Genomic DNA, 17717 nt, shown 5'->3' with positions numbered 1-17717 from the left:
TTGCCGAGGGCGCGGATGGTGCCGTCGCTGCCGACCGTCCACTGCTGGGCGTTGGTGCCGTTGCAGTCGTAGAGCTGTACGGGTGTGCCGTCGGCGGAGCTGGCGCCGGCGACGTCGAGGCACTTGCCGGCGAGGCCGGTGATCGTGCCGGTGGCGGCCTGCGCGGGGGAGGCGGCGAGCACACCGGCCGAGACGGCGACCGCGGCGGCGAGCGCGGTTCTGAACAGGACGGAACGACTGGAGGGTTGTGCGGACAAGGGAGGAGATCACTGCCTTTCGCATGGATGAAGGAAAGGGAGGGCCTCGCCGAGCGGAGCGCTGCTTGTGGAGGCCCATCCGGCAACCGGGAAGGTAAGAGGTCTGAACCAGTGCCGTCAAGATGTGAACACACGACCAGGCGCGGGGAGTTGGTCGATCAGGGGTCCTGAATCCAGGTCACGGGATCGGCGGGAGTGATCTCTTGCTCGGTGTTCACTCGTTGGTTTCGAGGGCTTGGGCGTGTCGTTCCCGACCCCTTGACGGGTATCTGGTCCGTACCTATGGTCTCGTCAACTCGAACGTTCAATCATCCGTATTGCGTTCACGTATGAGGACGGAATCAGATGCAGGACACACCCGCTCGGCGCCGTCGCAAGTCCCCCCGTTCCGCTCTCGCTCTCACGGCGGCGGCCACCCTGCTCACCACCGGACTGCTCTCCTGGCCCGGCAGTCAGAGGGCGGAGGCCGCCCCCGCCACCTTCACCCACCCCGGCGTCACCGTCTCCCGCGCCCAACTCGACTTCGCCCGCGACAAGGTGCTCGCCGGCGCGCAGCCCTGGAAGAGCGCGTACGACCAGATGATGGCGAGCAAGTACGCGAGCCTCAGCCGTACGCCCCAGCCGCGCGCCGTCGTCGAGTGCGGCTCGTACTCCAACCCCAACTACGGCTGCACGGACGAACGCGAGGACGCGATCGCGGCGTACACCGACGCGCTCGCCTGGTACATCACCCGGGACGAGCGCTACGCCAAGAAGGCGATCGAGCTGATGGACGCCTGGTCCGCGGTGCTCCAGGACCACACCAACTCCAACGCCCCGCTGCAGACGGGCTGGGCGGGTTCCTCCTGGCCGAAGGCCGCCGAGATCATCAAGTACACGTACACCGGCACCTGGGCCAACTCCGGCCGGTTCGCGACCATGCTCCGCAACGTGTACCTGCCCGAGATCATCAACGGCTCCAACTCCAACGGCAACTGGGAGCTGTCGATGATGGAGGCGGCCGTCGGCATCTCCGTCTTCCTGGAGGACAAGGCGTCGTACGACACCGCCATGGCGAAGTTCCGCACCCGCACCGCCGCGTACGTGTACCTCGCCTCCGACGGTGACCTGCCGAAGACCGTGCCGAGCCAGAACCTGAACACCCGCGACAAGATCGTCTCCTACTGGCAGGGCCAGTCCACCTTCGTCACCGGACTCACCCAGGAGACCTGCCGGGACTTCACCCACACCGGATACGGCATCTCGGCCATCTCCCACGTCGCCGAGACCAGCCGCATCCAGGGGCAGGACCTGTACGGCACCGACGTCGGTGAGCGTCTGCGGCAGGCGCTCGGCTTCCAGTCCAAGTACGAACTGGGGGCGGCCGTCCCGAGCTGGCTGTGCGGCGGGTCGGTCAACCGGGGGCTGGGCCCGGTCACCGAGGTCGGCTACAACGCCCTGCACAACCGTCTGGGCATCGCCATGACCAACACCCAGGCACTGACCGAACAGAACCGCCCGGCCGGCAGCAACAACCTGTTCGTCGCCTGGGAGACCCTCACCCACGGAGACAACCCGAACTAGGCAGACCGGTCCCGGCTGGACGTCACCGCCCGTACGGCTTCACAGCCTTGTGACGGCCAGCCACAGGTCCAGGTCGGTGAGCATCAGGCGGCCGGGGCGTTGGGCGGCGGTGTCCGGGACGGTCGTCCGTACCAGCGGCCGCTCGCCCTGCCGCACGGTGACCTCGGCGCCGTCGTACCGTGGGGACTTTTCGCGGATCACCGAGCGCAGCCCGGCCGCCAGGCGCCGGGCGGTCGCCTCGTCCTTCACCACGACGCACAGCACCTCGGTGTTCTTCCCCGTGGAGTCCGCGTGCTGGCCGAGCGCGGACAGGCGTACCGGCTTCGTGGCGGTGAGCGGGTTGAAGTCGGCGCGGTAGACGTCGCCCAGACACCCGGCCGCGCGCTGGTACTCCTCGACGTCGGCCAGCGAGGCGCCCTTCTCCGGGTGCACGGCCGACAGGCGGGCGGTGCCCGGTACGGCGTAGGAGATCGTGTCCTTCGAGACCTGGAGGGCCACGCCCTTGCCGTGGGGACGGGTCCAGGTCTCCCTGCCGTCCTGGTCACCGCGGGTGTAGCCGTTCGCCTTCAGCGAGGCGGTGATGGCGGCCGCGTCGAACGAACCCTCCCAGTGCCCCGCCGCCTTGGTGTCGACCGCGGTGTCGATCTGGTCCGCCTTGAGGTGTCCCGCCCACGGACCGGGGGTGTACGCGTTCAGCAGGCTGCTGCTCGGCCGGCCGACGGCGGTGAACCGCTTCCCCGCGTCCTTGTCCAGCCCGCGCACCGCGGCGGCGTCGAGATAGGTCACCGGGCCGCTCCCGCCGCTGTCGGCGGCCACCGCGCGCAGCCCCTTCACCAGCGGGGAACCGCCGTCGGACGCGTCGTGCCCGGCACCGGAGGAGCAGCCGGTCGCCCCGGTCAGGCAGACGACGGAGAGGGCGACGGCGCCGACGACGGATCGCACGGTTGTTGTGACCATGCCCGGCAGCCTAGCGGTACCTCCCGCGGCGTGGAGTGTCCACGGGATGCCGCCGGCGGATGCCGAGCACGGGCGTCACCTCGCTCAACGGGCCCGCGAGCCCCGGCCGTTGCCGTGTGCGTGGGCCCGGCGTGTGGCCAGTGGTCCGGACGCGGTGCGCTGTCCCGACTCGATCTGGTCGGCGAACGCCTGGAGCGCGGCCGAGCTGTTCGGCGGCAGGACCGCCATCAGCCCGCGGTCCTGCGCCTCGGCCAGCGCGTCCGCGGCCTGGCTGCCCTCGGGGGCGAGCACCAGGCGCACATGCCCGTCACCGGAACCGCGGCGGTCCACCGGCGCCACGGCGCCGTGCGTCCCGTCGGGCAGGGTCACCCACAACTGGAAGTCGTCGTACCGGAAGAAGTCCGCGCCCTTCACGGGCCACGGGTAGTGGTGCTCACCGGGCACCTTCGGCAGGATCCCCTGGTGGTTCCCACGGCTCATCGGCACACAGGCGTTGAACAGCGAGTCGGTCCACGCCTCGACACCGTCGGCGTCCGTGACCGGCGTGCGCAGCAGCTCCTCGGCCTCCTCGTAGCCCAGTTCCGCCAGTGCGGGCAGCGTTTCGGGGAACGCCGCCACGAGGACGGCCGCGTCCTGGCGCAGCCGGTCGACCTTGGACGGCTCGGCACAGAACTGCATGCTCCACTCGATGCCCGCGCGGGCCCGGTACATCCGCCAGCCGCCCGTCGTCTTCACCCACAGGCTGCCCCCGTGGTGCATCTCCCAGTGTTCGGGTGCCACGGGCCGGGGCCCGTAGGGCAGATCGGCGTCGTCGATCTCGTCCAGGATCTTGTGTGCCGTGCGTTTCGCGGCCTTGAAGAACGACGACTCGAAGCGCTCCGGATGCTTGACCAGCCGGATCCTCCAGGGATGGTTCTCCGATTCGACGCCGCCCGGCTGGATCGTGTCGGGTATCCGGGCTGCGGTGACGGTGTCGGCGCGGGCCATGACGACCTCCTCCTGCCGCCCACGGCCCGGAGCACGGACCGTGGTCCGAGTGCCCCCTGTGATTATCGTGCGCTGTGGGGCGGGAGTGTGCGAGCGGAGCGCGGCGCCCACGTCAGCGGCCCCGCGTACCGTCACCGGACCGGTTCCGACGGCCCCGCCGACCGCTGCCGGGAACGCGCTGTACGCGGCGCGGCAGCAAACGGCCGCCGAGCCCATGTGCTCGGCGGCGTATGCGTCACGGCCGCGTCCGGTCAGAGGGCGGAGCCGCTGTCCCCGGGCCGGACCCGGCCGCGCCAGGAACCGGACTCCCCGCCCCGTTCCTCGATGTAGTGCTTGAACCGCTTCATGTCCCCCTTGACGCGCCGGTCGATCGTGCCGATCAGATCCGCGGCCTTCTCCACGGCTCCGCTGGGCTCGATGTCCATCACCAGCTCGACCTTGGTGTGCATGTCGTCCAGGCGCTCGAACCGGACGGAGCCCTTCTGGCTGGTGTCGCCGCTGGTGCTGCGCCAGGTGATGCGCTCGTCGGGCAGCTGGTCGACGATCTCGGTGTCGAACTCGCGCCGTACCCCGCCGATCTTCGTGGTCCAGTGATTGTGCCGGTCGTCCAGCTGACGGACCTCCTCGACGCCTTCCATGAAGTTCGGGAAGTCCTCGAACTGCGTCCACTGGTTGTAGGCGGTGTGCAGCGGAACGTCGACTTCCACAGCTTCCCTGACCCTGCTCATCTCTGTACCTCCGTTGTCCTTGCTCGACTGACGACGGCCCCGGACCGTTGCCCGGGCCCTGGAACCGGCGAGTACCCGGGGAGCCGGTGGTTATGAGCACCGGCCGCGGCAACGGCACTGGTACGGCTGTGTCGTTCCGCAGCGTGAGAGACTGACCACGCTGGGCGTCGGCGCTGTGGGCTCCCCCGTACAGGCGGACGCGCAGGGTGCGGATCCAGCCACCGCCCGCTCTTTCGGCCGCCGCGCTGACGTGGTGTTTTACAGTGGCTCCACCAGTTTCGGCGACAGGACCTGTGAGGTATTCGCGAACATGCCGACCGAGACCTTCGAGTTTCAGGTAGAGGCCCGTCAGCTACTGCAGCTGATGATCCACTCGGTCTACTCGAACAAGGACGTCTTCCTGCGGGAGCTCGTCTCCAACGCCTCCGACGCGCTGGACAAGCTCCGCCTGGAGAAGCTCTGGGACGACTCGCTCGACGCCGACGTGTCCGACCCGCACATCGAGATCGACATCGACAAGGACGCCCGGACGCTCACCGTCCGGGACAACGGCATCGGGATGTCGTACGAAGAGGTCGGGCAGCTCATCGGCACGATCGCCAACTCGGGCACCGCCGAGTTCCTGCGGGAGCTGCGCGAGGCCAAGGACGCGGCCGGCGAGGAAGGACTCATCGGCCAGTTCGGCGTCGGGTTCTACTCCGGATTCATGGTGGCCGACGAGGTCACCCTGCTGACCCGGCGCGCCGGCGAGAGCCAGGGCACCCGCTGGACGTCGCGCGGCGAGGGCACGTACACGCTGGAGAAGGTGGACGACGCCCCGCAGGGCACCTCGGTCACGCTCCACCTCAAGCCGGCCGACCCGGAGAACCAGCTCCACGACTACACCTCGCCCTGGAAGATCAGGGAGATCATCAAGCGGTACTCGGACTTCATCACCTGGCCCATCCGGATGGTGCCCGAGCGCTCCGCCACGGCCGACGAGGGCGACGAGGCACCCGAGCCGGAGACGCTCAACTCGATGAAGGCGCTGTGGGCGCGGCCCCGCGACGAGGTGTCCGACGACGAGTACCACGAGCTGTACAAGCACATCGCCCACGACTGGCGCGACCCGTTGGAGACGATCCGGCTCCAGGCGGAGGGCACCTTCGAGTACCAGGCCCTGCTGTTCCTCCCCGAACACGCCCCGCACGACCTGTTCACGCGGGACTTCAAGCGCGGCGTGCAGCTCTACGTCAAGCGCGTGTTCATCATGGACGACTGCGAGGCGCTGCTGCCGCCGTACCTCCGCTTCGTCAAGGGCGTGGTCGACGCGGCCGACCTCTCGCTCAACGTCTCCCGCGAGATCCTCCAGCAGGACCGCCACATCGAGATGATGCGGCGCCGGCTGACGAAGAAGGTCCTGTCCACGGTCAAGGAGATGATGACCAAGGACCAGGAGCGGTACGCCACCTTCTGGCGGGAGTTCGGCACGGTCCTGAAGGAGGGACTGGTCACCGACTCGGAGAACCGCGACGCCCTCCTCGCCGTGTCGTCCTTCGCGAGCACCCACCACGACACCGAGCCGACCACGCTCAAGGGGTACGTGGAGCGGATGAAGGACGGTCAGGAGGACATCTACTACCTGACCGGCGAGTCCCGGCAGAGCGTCGAGAACTCCCCGCACATGGAGGCGTTCCGGGAACGGGGCATCGAGGTGCTGCTGCTCACCGACCCCGTGGACGAGGTGTGGGCCGACGCCGTCGGCGAGTACGAGGGCAAGAAGCTGCGGTCCGTCGCCAAGGGGCAGATCGATCTCGACGCCAAGGACGAGGACAGCGCCGACGACGAGCGGGAGAAGCGGACCGAGGAGTACGCCGGTCTGCTCGACTGGATGAAGGAGCAGTTGGACGAGGACATCAAGGAGGTGCGCCTGTCCTCCCGGCTCACCGTGTCCCCGGCCTGTGTCGTCTCCGACGCGCACGACCTGACGCCGGCCCTGGAGAACATGTACCGCGCCATGGGCCAGGAGGTGCCCCGAGCCAAGCGGATCCTGGAACTCAACCCGGACCACCAGCTGGTGAGGGGTCTCAACCAGGCGTACAAGGAGCGCGAGGACCGTTCGGCACTGGCCGAGACCGCCGAGCTGCTGCACGGCCTGGCGGTGCTCGCCGAGGGCGGCCAGCCGAAGGAACCGGCCCGGTTCGTGAAGCTCATGGCCGACCGCCTGGAACGCGCGCTGTAACGCGGCTCCGCCGGGAACCGGCGGCCTGCGCCCGTGCCCGGGGCCACGTCCGGGCACGGGCGCAGTGCTCGTCGCGCGGTACGAGTACCAGGGTGGTGACGCGCGGATCCTCCACGAAGCCGTCGCGGCGGCCCCGGCCCCGGTGTCGGTCTTGCGGCCGCCGCCGAGCGCTCGGCCCACGTCATCGGCATCGACCCGTCCGACGTCATGCGCGCCATGGCCCAGCGCCGCTGCGCGCCGCTGATCGCCCGTGACCGCGTCCGCCTCGCCGCCGGCACCGGCCGACCGGACACTTCCGTCGACGTCGTGATCGCCGTGAACAATCTCCAGCTGTGGCGCGGCATCCCCGCGGCCCTCGCCGGGTTCCACCGCGTCCTGCGCCCCGGCGGTCGTCTCCTCCTCTCCACCCACGAGAGGTGGCTCCCCACCGACCTCACGACCCTCGCCACCACGGTCGAGGCGGCCGGCTTCACCTCCGTGCGCACGGGGACCTGGCAGCCCCCGACCCGCAGCACACCTGGCCCTGCTGAGCGCGATACGCGGCCAGGCGTCCGTCGAGGCGGACCGACTCCGGACCGGAACAGGTCGGCCTCGTAACTCCCCACTCGCCCCGTGCATTGGCATGGACCTGACGGCCCGGGAGGGCTAAGCTCTGCCCCGCCACGCATGAGAGCGCTCTCAGAACTCGGCTGTTCCACCCCACCCCTGGAACGACGAAGGGCAAGTCCCATGAGACGCACAAGACTTACGCATGTCGTCCTGACCGCCCTCCTGATCCTCGGCGGCTCTGGAGCGGCGGGGGCGGTCCCCGCAGCGGCGAGCGGCGCCCACACCGCACCCGGCCCCGCGACCGAACCCGGCGGACACACCGCGCCCTTCGGGGCCGGGTCTTCCGGAGCCACCCCGACGTCCCGAAAGCCCGCATCCGACGGGATCCTGACCGCCATGCAGCGCGACCTCGGCCTCACGCGGAAGCAGGCCGAGGCGCGGATCGCGGCCGAGCGGTCCGCCGCCACCCTCGATCCGAAGGTGCGCCGGGCAGCCGGTGACGCCTACGCGGGCTCCTGGTTCGACGCGGCGAAGGGACGCCTGACGGTGGCCCTCACCTCGGACGCCTCGCCGGGCACACGCCACGCCATCGAGGATGCCGGGGCCAGGATCCGTACCGCCACGCACACGGCCCGGCAGCTCGACGCCGTGAAGGCGCGCATCGACCGGCTCTCCGCCCCGTCCGGGGTGAGCGGCTGGCACGTCGATCCGAAGGCCAACACGGTCGTCGTCGACGTCGTGCGGAAGGACCGTGCCGACAACGATGTCCGGCGCTTCGTGTCCCGGGCCCGCGAGGCGGGTCCCGTCACCGTCCGGACCGTCTCCGCCGCCCCGCGCACCTTCGCCGCGGGAACCGTCGGCGGGGACCCCTATTACACGGGCAACGTCCGCTGCTCCATAGGGTTTTCGGTGTACGGCGGCTTCGTGACCGCAGGGCACTGCGGCTCGCCCGGCGCCGGAGTCAGCGGCTGGGACGGCTCGTACATCGGCACGTTCCAGGGCTCCTCGTTCCCGGACAACGACTACGCTTGGGTGAGCGTGGGCAGCGGCTGGTGGACGGTTCCGGTGGTGCTGGGCTGGGGCACGGTGCCCGACCAGCTCGTGCGCGGCTCGGCCGTGGCGCCCGTCGGCTCCTCCGTCTGCCGTTCGGGATCGACGTCGCACTGGCACTGCGGGACCGTGCTGGCGCTGAACGAGACCGTCAACTACAGCCAGGGCGCGGTGCATCAGCTGACGAAGACGAGCGCCTGCGCCGAACCCGGTGACTCCGGGGGCTCCTTCATCACCGGGGACCAGGCACAGGGCGTCACCTCGGGCGGCTGGGGCAACTGCGCCGGCGGCGGCGAGACCTGGTTCCAGCCCGTGAACGAGATCCTCAACCGGTACGGCCTGACCCTGCACACCTACACCGGCTGACGCCGTACCGATCCGTGGTGCCCCCGGAACAGCCGGGGGCACCCGTCCCTGGACAGCGGCGCGCCGTCGACCCCCCGTACAGAACACCCTTGCATCCGCGGCACATCGACGCCGAACCGCGGCCGGCCCAGCCGGTGCGGGCGGTGTACTCCGCGCCGAGTACACCGCATTGCTCCCCTGGCCGGACGGCACGGACGGGATTCTCCGGCACCGTGTCGGACATGAAGTTGAGCCGACCCGCGCGCCGGGCCTCCCTCGTCGTCCATGTGGCCGCCTCCGCGAGCTGGCTCGGGCTCACGCTCGGGCTGCTCGCCCTCGCGGTCACCGCCACCACGACCGGATCGGCGGTGACCGCCGAGGCGTGCGTCCGCGCCATGAAGCTCTTCGCGGACTGGCTGCTGCTCCCCCTCGCGTTCCTGACCCTCCTCAGCGGTGTACTGCTGTCCGTGGGCACGCCGTGGGGACTGGCCCGGCACCGGTGGGTCTTCACGAAGTTCTGGCTGACCCTCGCCACGACCGCCGCCACGGCGTTCGCGCTGCGCCCGGGCGTGAACTCCACGCTCGCCGGCATGACGGCGGGCGGACCGGCGCCCGGCCCCGGCGACCTCCTGCCCGGACCGATCGTGTCGCTGTGCGCCTACGTCTTCATGACGGCGATCTCGGTCCTCAAACCCTGGGGACTCACCAGGCGGGGGAGGAACCACCGAGCTGCCGCGGGAGCGGCGGCCGAAGCCGAGCGGCGGCCCACCAGCCGGCGGCCTAGTCCGGTGCGGGGCGTGCCGAGCGGACGATGAGCGAGCGGAGTTCTTCCACGGCCCGGACGCGGGCTCCGGACAGTTCGGGCGAGGACAGGGTGGCCGCGGTGACGGGGACGGGGCGCGGGGTGCGCTGGAAGTGCTTCTCGATGGCAGTGATCATGGCGGGGTCCGGTCCCCAGGCGCCGCCGATGACGATCATCCGCGGATCGGAGAGGGAGACGGCCGCGGACAGCACCCCGCAGACGGCCCGGGCGAGCGCTGTACGGATCCGCTGGGCCGGCTCGTCGTGTCCGGCGAGCAGTCGCCGGAGGGCCGGGACGTCGATGGCGGTGGAGGAGGGCCGGCGCAGGCCTAGGGCGGCGAACACCTCGGTGAAGGCCATGGCCTCGCCGTCCGGGCCGCAGGTGCACAGGTGCGCGATCTCTCCGACCAGGCCCCTGTGCCCGCGCCGGACCGTGCCGTCGTTCACCACGGCGCAGCCGAGGCCCTCGCCGAGGTGGAGGTAGACGAAGTCGTCGACGCCCCGGGCGCAGCCCGCCCGGTGTTCGGCGCGGGCGGCCCAGTTGACGTCGTTGTCCACCAGCACGGGGCCGGTCACGCGGCCCGCGAGGACGGCGGGCGGGTCCAGGTCGCCGACGAGGAACGGGGCGTCGGGCAGGTGCACGAGCCGGCCCGTCCCGCGGTCCACCGGGTCGGCGGCGCTGATCACCGCGAGGCGCAGCGGGCCGGTGGTCCGCTCGGCCAGCCGTCCGGCGGCCCCGGTGAGGGCGTCGGCCGCCGCCTCCGGACCCGCGTCCGCTTCCAGGGCGGTGCGGACCTGTCCGTGCACGTGGCCGAGGGCGTCGACCGCTTCCGCCGTCACACCGTGCGGGGTGATACTCGCCACCAGCGCGGCGCCGAGCTGCGGGGCGAGCGCGTAGTAGGAGCCGACCCGTCCGCGTCCGGTGGTGCGTTCGCCGGTGTCGATGACCAGGCCGGCCCCGGTGAGGCGCTGGACGCTGTCGGAGATCGTCGGCTTCGAGATCCCGGTGTGAGCGGAGATTTCCGCCCTGGTCAGGCGCGGGCGGTCCATGAGCGCGCGCAGCACGTTCTCGTCGGTCAGCGCGCGCAGCATCTCCAGTGACGGCTTCGGCTGGGTCATGCGGCCATTCTAGTAAGGACTCTTGCCTAAATATGGCGGGCATGCCTACCGTCGGTTCTAGTAAGGAGTCCTCACCAAAGGAGCCGGGCCATGACGCTCGCCGCTGACCCCCGCCACCCCGCCGCCCTGCCGCACTGGGAGGAGACCCCGGCCGACCTCGCGGCCGCCATCCGCGAGATCAAGCCCGCGCTGCGCGCCCGGATCGAAGCCTCGGGCCGCAGCGTCCAGGAGGTGTTCGCCGCCGTCGAGCAGCGCATCGAGGCCCGCATCGCCGAGATCGAGGCCGACCGGGCGCGCGGCGAGGAGGTGTGGCCCGTCCTCGACTACGCCGCGATCGCCGGCGGAACGGTGACGCCGGCCGAGACGGCCAAGCTCAGGAAGCGCGGCTGTCTCGTCGTACGCGGTCACTTCCCGCGTGAACAGGCGCTGGCCTGGGACGCCGGCATCGTCGACTACGTCGAGCGCAACGAGTTCTTCGAGAACTACACCGGCCCCGGCGACGACTTCTTCGGCAGCGTCGGCTCCAAGCCGGAGATCTACCCCGTCTACTGGTCCCAGGCCCAGATGCAGGCCCGCCAGTCCGAGCGCATGGCCACCGTCCAGTCCTTCCTCAACTCGTTCTGGAAGCACACCGCCGACGACGGCACGCGGTGGTTCGACCCGGACCGCGACGCGCTCTACCCCGACCGTATCCGCCGCCGCCCGCCGGGCACCGACTCCGCGGGCCTCGGCACCCACTGCGACCCGGGCACCCTCGACCTGTGGATGACGCGCGAGTACCAGCAGGCCTTCCGCCACCTCTTCGACGGCACCGCCGAGCAGTACGACCCCTGGGACGCGGCCCACCGCACCACCGGCCCGCAGTACCCCGGCTCCACCATGTGCTCCGCGTTCCGCACCTTCCAGGGCTGGACCGCCCTGTCCGACATGGACGCCGACCAGGGCGTGCTGCACACCGTGCCGATCCCGGAGATCATGGCCTACCTGCTGCTGCGCCCCCTGCTTCCGGACGTCCCCGAGGACTCCATGTGCGGCGTGCGCACCAACCAGGTCTTCCCCGTCACCAAGCGCTGGCACCCGGTGCTCTACCGGGCCCTGACTCCCATCCCCGACGTCCGGGCCGGCGACTCCGTCTGGTGGCACTGCGACATGGTCCACAGCGTCGCCCCGGTGGAGAACCAGAAGGGCTGGGGCAACGTCATGTACATCCCCGCCGCCCCCTGGTGCCCCCGCAACGAGACCTACGCGGCGTCCGTCCGCGAGGCGTTCCTCACCGGGTCCAGCCCGAGCGACTTCCCCGAAGAGCACTACGAACGTTCCTGGACCGGCCGGTTCACCCTCGACCAGCTCAACGACACCGGCCGCCGGGGCCTGGGCCTGGACTGACCGAGGGGCCGGTGTCGTGTACCGGGACCAGATGGGAACCGCCAGCGGGGCGGGGTGGTCCTCGCCGCGAGGGATTCCGCCGAGTTTCGCCGGCGGTTCTAGTCGGTGTCGCGCTCCAGGACGCGGCGGGCCGCCTCGGCTTCCGCCGCCGGCGGGGACAGTTCGTCGAGCGTGTCCAGCTCGTCGTCCGCTTCCAGGTTCTAGTCGGTGTCGCGCTCCAGGACGCGGCGGGCCGCCTCGGCTTCCGCCGCCGGCGGGGACAGTTCGTCGAGCGTGTCCAGCTCGTCGTCCGCTTCGAGTTCCCGCTCCCAGGCGGCCGCGAGGCGTTCCTGCTCCTCGCGCGGCCGCGCGCCGACGACCTCCCGGTGGTGGGGGTCCAGCGCCGCCAGGAATCGTTCAACCGGGTCCGTCGGCATGCGGTGCTCCTTGTCGCCACTAGGTGCCGCTCCGGCCCAGCATGGCCAACCCCGGCCGAGTCGGCTGCCCGACACGGCCCGGCACCACCCTGATGGCTCTGTGGGTGCGGGTCGCGCCGCAGGGCGCCGACCGGCGGTCGGCCGTGCGCGGACGCGGATCGGTCAGGGGCACCGGGCGTGCAACGGGTCGTGGGCGACCTCGTCCGGGCACTTGCGGTGCGGGAGGCTCAGCCGCCGGTCGCGCTGCCAGTCGAACGTCGCCAGCGCCAGGGACGCCACCATGCCGAGGAGGGCGGCGCACAGCGCGGTCACGAGGGCGCCCCGGTAGTCATGGCTCCGGCCGAGCACCAGGTAGAAGAGGCCCGGCAGGGCGGCGGTCCCCAGGGTGGCGCCCAGCCGCTGCCCGGTCTGCAGGGCGCCGCCCGCCGCGCCCGCCATCCGCACGGGCACGTCCCGCAAGGTCATCGTGATGTTGGGGGAGACCACGAAGCCACCGCCGATGCCGCCGAGGAACAGCACCGGGGCGGCGACCCACGGTGCGATGTGCAGGGGCACGAAGCGGAGCAGCAGGGCGGTGCCGCCCAGACCGGCGATCACCCCCGTCAGGCCGCACACGGTGAGCAGGCGGCCGAACCTGTCCACCAGCCGACCGGACACCACCGCCGCGCTCGCCGAGCCGAGGGCGAACGGAGTCACGGCGAGGCCGGACCGGAGCGGGGAGAAGCCGAGGCCGTGCTGGTAGAAGAGGGCGAACACCAGCCAGACCCCGCTGAATCCGATGAAGTACAGCGTGCCGATGCCCGCGCCGACGGCATAGCCGCGCACGGTGCTGAACAGGCGAGGGTCGAGCAGCGGCTGGCCGTGCCGGGCGACCAGGCGACGCTGCCACTGGGCGAAGCCGACGAGCACCGCCGCACCGACGAGGAACAGCCACCACAGGTGGTCGAGACCGCCGGACTCCGCCTGGACCAGCGGATACATGAGCGCGAGGACACCGAGGCCGAGGAGCAGGACGCCGGGCACGTCCACGTCGCCCCGCCCGGAGCGCCGGGTACGGGGCAGCAGACGGCGGCCGAGGAGGACGGCGAGGATGCCGATGGGGACGTTGACGTAGAAGATCCACCGCCAGCCCTGGGCCCCGGAGGCGAGGGCGAGGATCACGCCGCCGGTGAGGGGGCCGGCGGCGGAGGAGATGCCGACGGTGGCGCCGAAGAAGCCGAAGGCCCGGCCGCGTTCGGCGCCGCGGAACATCTGCTGGATCAGCGCGGAGTTCTGCGGGGCCATGAAGCCGGCGGCCAGGCCCTGGGCGAGGCGGGCCACCACCAGCAGCATGATGTCGGGGGCCGCGCCGCAGACCGCGCTGAAGATCACGAAGCCGCCGAGGGCCAGCAGGAAGATACGGCGCCGGTCCAGCGCGTCGCCGAGACGGCCGGCGGTGACGAGGGCGAGGGCGAAGGTCAGGGCGTATCCGGAGACCACCCACTGCACCTGTGCCGGGGAGGCGCCCAGATCCCGCTGGATGGTGGGCAGGGCGACCGCCACGATCGTCACGTCGAGCAGGCTCATGAAGCCCGCCACCAGGGTCACCCACAGGGCGCGCCACCGGCGCGGATCAGGCTCGTGTCCGGCCTCCTGAGCACCCGGGTCCCGACCGCCTGCCGCCGACGTCGACACTGTCACCCGGGACTCCTCTCACCAGGGCCGCACCCGGTCGGACCAGGTTCCCGCACCGGGCACGGGCACACATACCCCAGCTTGCAGCATCACGTCGTATCGCCCGCGTCAAGCCGTCTGCCCCGGCCGGTCCCCACGCCCGCCGTCCGCTCGCTCACCCGGTCCCGGTCCCGGCCCCGGCCCCGGCCAGGACCAGTTCGCGGAACGACGGCACGACCGGTCGGAGATCCGTCCGGTGCCAGGCCGCCCAGAGGCGCACGGACGCCTCGTGCCACGGCAGTTCGCGTACGGTGATGCTCTCGCCGGCGCCCCGCAGCATGCTCTTCTGGATCAGCGCGAGGCCCAGTCCGGAGGCGACGAGTCCGAGGGCGGTCTGCGGCTCGGCGGCGTCCAGCCGCACGTCCGGCGTGAACCCCGACGCCGCGCAGGCGGCGATGAAGACGTCACGCCAGGCCGGGTGCTGGGAGTCGGCCACGGCGATCCAGGGCTGCCCGTCGAGGTCGGCGGCGGTGATGGCCTCCCGCGCGGCGAGCGCATGCCCGTGGGGGAGCGCGAGCATTAGAGGGTCCTCCAGCAGCAGCGCGGAGCACAGGTCGGGGTCGTCGTCGGCGGGCGGCTCGTGGACGAGAGCGATGTCCAGGCTCCGCTGCCGCAGACCCTCGAACTGCTCGGCGGGGCTCAGGCGGTACAGGGCGACGTGGATGTCGGGGCTGCGCTGCTGGAGGGCGCGCAGCGCGCCGGGCAGGATGCCGGTGTGCAGGGCGTGCGGGACGTACCCGATGCACAGTCCGCCCTCCTCGCCCCGGCCGAGCCGCCGGCCGAGGTTCTCCAGTCGCTCGGCGTGCCGCAGCAGCGCGCGGGCCTCGCTCAGGAACACCCGGCCGTCCGCGGTGAGCCGGATCCGCTGCTGGCTGCGCTCGAAGAGCGTCAGACCGAGCTTCTGCTCGAGCTGGGCGATCTGCCGGCTGAGCGGCGACTGGGAGATGTGCAGGGCCTCCGCGGCCCGGCCGACGTGTTCGGCCTCGGCGACGGCGACGAAGTAGGTGAGTTGGCGCAGATCAAGCATGTAAGACCTCTGGGGACTCAAGTCTGTCCAACTATGTCTTGGACAGTCTCAACTCCTCGATCCTAGCCTCGGTGGCACAAGGACGACGGCCCGCCGGACACCCCGCGCGGCACCCGTCACATCCCTCACCGAAAGACCCCCCATGAGCATCAAGAACCTGCTTCCCGGACGTCTCGGCTTCGGCACCGTCCCGCTGGGCAACATGTTCCGCGCCATCCCGGACGAGGAGGCGGCGGCCACCGTCCAGGCCGCCTGGGACCACGGCATCCGCTACTTCGACACCGCCCCCTTCTACGGCGCCGGGCTGAGCGAGATCCGCCTGGGCGAGGTGCTGTCCGGCATGCCCCGCGACGCCTACGTCCTGAGCACCAAGGTAGGCCGCGTCATCCTGGACGAGGCCGAGGACCCGGCCGCCCGCGACCTGGGCGAGAAGGGCGGCCTCTTCGCACACGGACGCCCCAACAAGATGGTCAACGACTACTCGGCCGACGCCACCCTGCGTTCCGTGGAGGACAGCTTGAAGCGCCTGCGGACGGACCGGCTCGACATCGTGTGGGTGCACGACGTCGCGCAGGACTTCTACGGCGACGAGTGGCTGGCCATGTACGAGTCGGCCCGGACCGGAGCCTTCCGGGTCCTCGACCGGCTGCGGGACGAAGGCGTCATCAAGGCCTGGGGCCTGGGCGTCAACCGCGTCGAACCCCTGGAGGTGACCCTCGACCTGGACGAGCCCAGGCCGGACGCGTTCCTCCTCGCCGGGCGCTACACCCTGCTCGACCACGAGCGGGCCCTGCAGCGGCTGCTGCCCGCCGCGGCAGCGCGCGACGTCGACATCGTCGTCGGCGGTCCCTACAGCTCGGGCATCCTCGCGGGCGGCACGCACTTCGAGTACCAGCAGGCCCCCGCGGAGATCGTCGCCAAGGTCGAGCGGATCAAGGAGCTCGCCGCGCGGCACGGCGTCGGCATCAAGGCCGCCGCGCTGCAGTTCTCCCTCGCCCACCCGGCTACCGCCGCGGCCATCCCCGGCGCCACCCGCCCCAGCCGTGTCGCCGAGGACGTCGCCGCGCTCGCCGAGACGGTCCCGGCCGCGTTCTGGACCGCGCTGCGCGAGGAGGGCCTGATCGCCGGGAACGCGCCGCTGCCCGCCTGATCGGCCTCCGGCACACCCCTCTGATCCACCCGTCCGATCCACCCAGGAGACACCCGTGGCCACCACCACCGCGTCCCTAGACATCCCCGTGCCCGCCGACCGCGTCTGGCAGCTCATCGGAGGCTTCGACTCGCTGCCCGACTGGCTGCCGTACATCCCCGGCAGCGAACTCGGCGAGGGCGGCCGGGTCCGCACCCTGACGAACGAGGAGGGCGGCGTCATCGTCGAACGGCTGGAAGCGTTCGACGACAAGGCGCGCACCTACACCTACTCCATCGTGCGGGCCCCCTTCCCGGTCACCGGCTACCGGTCCACCCTCACCGTGCGCGAGACCCCCGACGGCCAGGGCGCCCGCGTCGAGTGGTCCGGCACCTTCACGCCCGTCGGAGTACCGGACGAGGAGGTCGTCGACCTCTTCCACGGCATCTACGCCGACGGACTGGCCGCCCTCCGCCGGACCCTCACCGGCTGACCGCGCGGGCGCCGCGCACGGGGCGCGGCGCCCGGTCAGGCCGAGGTGAGCCCATGGGCCTTCGCGTACGCCCGGGCCACCCGGTCGGGGTCCTTCTTGTCCTTGTCGACCTGGCGGTTCAGTTCCGTGAGGTCGGCCGTGGTGAGCACGTTGCCGAGGCGGGCGAGAGCCTTGCGCACGGTGTCGTCCGCCTTGCGGTCGGCGATGAGCGGCACGATGTGCTGGCCGGGGACGAGGTTCTCGGGATCGGTCAGGACCACCCAGTGGTTGGCCTGGATGTCGGTGTCGGTGGTGAAGAGGTTGGCCACGTCGACGTCGCCCTTCTTCAGGGCACCTTTGACGAGCGGCCCGGACGAGTCGAGCGACTTGAACTCCTTGAACTCGACCCCGTAGACCTTCTTCAGGCCGACCACACCCACCTCCCGCGTCTTCACTTCCGGCGCGGCGCCGATGACGAGTCGGCCGTTCTGCTTCCGCAGGTCGGCCAGGGAGGTCAGACCGTACTTGTCGGCCGTCTCGCGGGTGACGACGAAGGCGTCGGAGTCCTCGGCCCGGCCGTAGGGCAGGATCTGCAGCCCGCGGGGGAGGGCCATGGCCAGGGCGTTCTGCATCTCGCCCTCCTCGGTCGCCGTGGCCTTCGGGTCGACGTAGTGCAGGAGCGCGCCCTGGTACTCGGGGAGCAGGTCGATGTCCCCGCTCTTCATGGCGGGGATGAGGATCTCCCGCGTGCCGAGGTTGGCCCGGACGGTGGTCTTCACGCCCGCCGCCTCCAGCACACAGGCGTACAGGTGGCCGAGGATCTGGTTCTCGGTGAAGTTGGCCGTGCCGATGGTGAGGCCGTCGGCGCCGGCCCCGCCACCGCCGCCGAGGCCCGAACCCTGGCTGTCGAGCGAGGTGACGCCGCCGCAGGCGGCGAGAGCGGGGAGGGACGCTGCGGCCAGCAGGCCGCCGAGGACGGTACGGCGATTCATGGCGA

16 protein-coding genes and 1 pseudogene are annotated in these 17717 nt (G+C 71.3%); 8 read left to right on the top strand and 9 right to left on the bottom strand.

Features of this window, described 5'->3' with window-relative positions; all coding sequences use genetic code 11:
* Positions 1 to 227, bottom strand: a 227-nt coding sequence (locus OO52_RS26975) for a ricin-type beta-trefoil lectin domain protein (protein ID WP_420711429.1), incomplete at its 3' end; no start/stop codon positions are given.
* A 375-nt stretch (positions 228 to 602) separates the two neighbouring features.
* On the opposite strand from OO52_RS26975, the gene OO52_RS26970 reads away from it, so the two are divergent.
* Entirely contained in the window at positions 603 to 1820 is a 1218-nt protein-coding gene (locus OO52_RS26970; protein ID WP_030646764.1) for an alginate lyase family protein, read from the top strand.
* A gap of 39 nt (positions 1821 to 1859) precedes the next feature.
* Here the strand turns inward: OO52_RS26970 and OO52_RS26965 are convergent, their stop codons facing one another.
* The 3 genes from OO52_RS26965 to OO52_RS26955 form a co-directional block, all read right to left on the bottom strand.
* Complete coding sequence (locus OO52_RS26965; protein ID WP_037629425.1) at positions 1860 to 2777, bottom strand: hypothetical protein; 918 nt, start codon at positions 2775 to 2777, stop codon at positions 1860 to 1862.
* 84 nt (positions 2778 to 2861) lie between these two features.
* On the bottom strand, positions 2862 to 3764 hold the full coding sequence (locus tag OO52_RS26960) for a DUF6424 family protein (protein WP_030646760.1): 903 nt from the start codon (positions 3762 to 3764) through the stop codon (positions 2862 to 2864).
* Between the two features lie 251 nt (positions 3765 to 4015).
* Entirely contained in the window at positions 4016 to 4492 is a 477-nt protein-coding gene (locus tag OO52_RS26955) for an SRPBCC family protein (RefSeq protein WP_030646757.1), read from the bottom strand.
* A gap of 310 nt (positions 4493 to 4802) precedes the next feature.
* Here OO52_RS26955 and htpG point away from each other — a divergent pair, with 310 nt between their 5' ends.
* The 4 genes and pseudogenes from htpG to OO52_RS26935 all read left to right on the top strand — a co-directional run bounded on the left by htpG (position 4803) and on the right by OO52_RS26935 (position 9472).
* Complete coding sequence (gene htpG, locus OO52_RS26950; protein WP_030646755.1) at positions 4803 to 6713, top strand: molecular chaperone HtpG; 1911 nt, start codon at positions 4803 to 4805, stop codon at positions 6711 to 6713.
* A 141-nt stretch (positions 6714 to 6854) separates the two neighbouring features.
* Positions 6855 to 7310 (top strand): annotated as a pseudogene (locus OO52_RS26945) (class I SAM-dependent methyltransferase); the annotation flags it as partial.
* Positions 7311 to 7442: 132 nt separating this feature from the next.
* Positions 7443 to 8678, top strand: coding sequence for a trypsin-like serine protease (locus OO52_RS26940; RefSeq protein ID WP_030646751.1), 1236 nt, complete (start codon positions 7443 to 7445; stop codon positions 8676 to 8678).
* A gap of 221 nt (positions 8679 to 8899) precedes the next feature.
* Positions 8900 to 9472 carry a hypothetical protein gene (locus OO52_RS26935; protein WP_030646749.1) on the top strand — a complete coding sequence of 191 codons (573 nt, stop codon included), beginning with the start codon at positions 8900 to 8902 and terminating at the stop codon, positions 9470 to 9472.
* On the opposite strand, the gene OO52_RS26930 is transcribed toward OO52_RS26935, so the two are convergent.
* Positions 9438 to 10577 (bottom strand): ROK family transcriptional regulator, encoded by a 1140-nt coding sequence (locus OO52_RS26930; RefSeq protein WP_030646747.1) that lies wholly within the window; start codon positions 10575 to 10577, stop codon positions 9438 to 9440. The two genes, OO52_RS26935 and OO52_RS26930, sit on opposite strands and share 35 nt — an antisense overlap.
* 90 nt (positions 10578 to 10667) lie before the next feature.
* On the opposite strand from OO52_RS26930, the gene OO52_RS26925 reads away from it, so the two are divergent.
* A complete protein-coding gene (locus OO52_RS26925; protein WP_030646744.1) occupies positions 10668 to 11963 on the top strand; it encodes a DUF1479 domain-containing protein in 1296 nt (431 codons plus the stop codon).
* Positions 11964 to 12163: 200 nt separating this feature from the next.
* On the opposite strand, the gene OO52_RS26920 is transcribed toward OO52_RS26925, so the two are convergent.
* The 3 genes from OO52_RS26920 to OO52_RS26910 all read right to left on the bottom strand — a co-directional run bounded on the left by OO52_RS26920 (position 12164) and on the right by OO52_RS26910 (position 15119).
* On the bottom strand, positions 12164 to 12379 hold the full coding sequence (locus OO52_RS26920) for a hypothetical protein (protein WP_030646742.1): 216 nt from the start codon (positions 12377 to 12379) through the stop codon (positions 12164 to 12166).
* A 162-nt stretch (positions 12380 to 12541) separates the two neighbouring features.
* On the bottom strand, positions 12542 to 14059 hold the full coding sequence (locus OO52_RS26915) for an MFS transporter (RefSeq protein ID WP_030646740.1): 1518 nt from the start codon (positions 14057 to 14059) through the stop codon (positions 12542 to 12544).
* Positions 14060 to 14207: 148 nt separating this feature from the next.
* Entirely contained in the window at positions 14208 to 15119 is a 912-nt protein-coding gene (locus tag OO52_RS26910; RefSeq protein ID WP_030646738.1) for a LysR substrate-binding domain-containing protein, read from the bottom strand.
* A 142-nt stretch (positions 15120 to 15261) separates the two neighbouring features.
* Here OO52_RS26910 and OO52_RS26905 point away from each other — a divergent pair, with 142 nt between their 5' ends.
* Together OO52_RS26905 and OO52_RS26900 are read left to right on the top strand one after the other, a co-directional pair.
* The gene (locus OO52_RS26905) at positions 15262 to 16269 is read left to right on the top strand and encodes an aldo/keto reductase (protein WP_037670941.1); all 1008 of its coding nucleotides are present in this window, start codon (positions 15262 to 15264) and stop codon (positions 16267 to 16269) included.
* Positions 16270 to 16324: 55 nt separating this feature from the next.
* A complete protein-coding gene (locus OO52_RS26900) occupies positions 16325 to 16741 on the top strand; it encodes an SRPBCC family protein (protein ID WP_030646734.1) in 417 nt (138 codons plus the stop codon).
* Between the two features lie 35 nt (positions 16742 to 16776).
* Here OO52_RS26900 and OO52_RS26895 read toward each other — a convergent pair whose 3' ends face one another.
* Positions 16777 to 17712, bottom strand: a complete 936-nt coding sequence (locus tag OO52_RS26895) for an ABC transporter substrate-binding protein (protein WP_030646732.1) — start codon at positions 17710 to 17712, stop codon at positions 16777 to 16779.
* Between the last annotated feature and the right edge of the window lie 5 nt (positions 17713 to 17717).

The organism is Streptomyces flaveolus, assembly GCF_000716535.1.
Classification (GTDB): Bacteria; Actinomycetota; Actinomycetes; order Streptomycetales; family Streptomycetaceae; genus Streptomyces; species Streptomyces flaveolus_A.
Note: the sequence above shows the minus strand (reverse complement) of the source record. Positions and strands in the feature narration are given on the sequence as shown.

What these genes read in the sequence shown, in the direction of transcription:
- OO52_RS26955 (WP_030646757.1), bottom strand. Translation starts at nt 4,492, where the DNA reads ATGAGCAGGGTCAGGGAAGCTGTGGAAGTCGACGTTCCGCTGCACACC.
- OO52_RS26920 (WP_030646742.1), bottom strand. Translation starts at nt 12,379, where the DNA reads ATGCCGACGGACCCGGTTGAACGATTCCTGGCGGCGCTGGACCCCCAC.
- OO52_RS26910 (WP_030646738.1), bottom strand. Translation starts at nt 15,119, where the DNA reads ATGCTTGATCTGCGCCAACTCACCTACTTCGTCGCCGTCGCCGAGGCC.
- OO52_RS26905 (WP_037670941.1), top strand. Translation starts at nt 15,262, where the DNA reads ATGAGCATCAAGAACCTGCTTCCCGGACGTCTCGGCTTCGGCACCGTC.
- OO52_RS26895 (WP_030646732.1), bottom strand. Translation starts at nt 17,712, where the DNA reads ATGAATCGCCGTACCGTCCTCGGCGGCCTGCTGGCCGCAGCGTCCCTC.
- OO52_RS26960 (WP_030646760.1), bottom strand. Translation starts at nt 3,764, where the DNA reads ATGGCCCGCGCCGACACCGTCACCGCAGCCCGGATACCCGACACGATC.
- OO52_RS26935 (WP_030646749.1), top strand. Translation starts at nt 8,900, where the DNA reads ATGAAGTTGAGCCGACCCGCGCGCCGGGCCTCCCTCGTCGTCCATGTG.
- OO52_RS26940 (WP_030646751.1), top strand. Translation starts at nt 7,443, where the DNA reads ATGAGACGCACAAGACTTACGCATGTCGTCCTGACCGCCCTCCTGATC.
- OO52_RS26930 (WP_030646747.1), bottom strand. Translation starts at nt 10,577, where the DNA reads ATGACCCAGCCGAAGCCGTCACTGGAGATGCTGCGCGCGCTGACCGAC.
- OO52_RS26970 (WP_030646764.1), top strand. Translation starts at nt 603, where the DNA reads ATGCAGGACACACCCGCTCGGCGCCGTCGCAAGTCCCCCCGTTCCGCT.
- OO52_RS26925 (WP_030646744.1), top strand. Translation starts at nt 10,668, where the DNA reads ATGACGCTCGCCGCTGACCCCCGCCACCCCGCCGCCCTGCCGCACTGG.
- htpG (WP_030646755.1), top strand. Translation starts at nt 4,803, where the DNA reads ATGCCGACCGAGACCTTCGAGTTTCAGGTAGAGGCCCGTCAGCTACTG.
- OO52_RS26965 (WP_037629425.1), bottom strand. Translation starts at nt 2,777, where the DNA reads ATGGTCACAACAACCGTGCGATCCGTCGTCGGCGCCGTCGCCCTCTCC.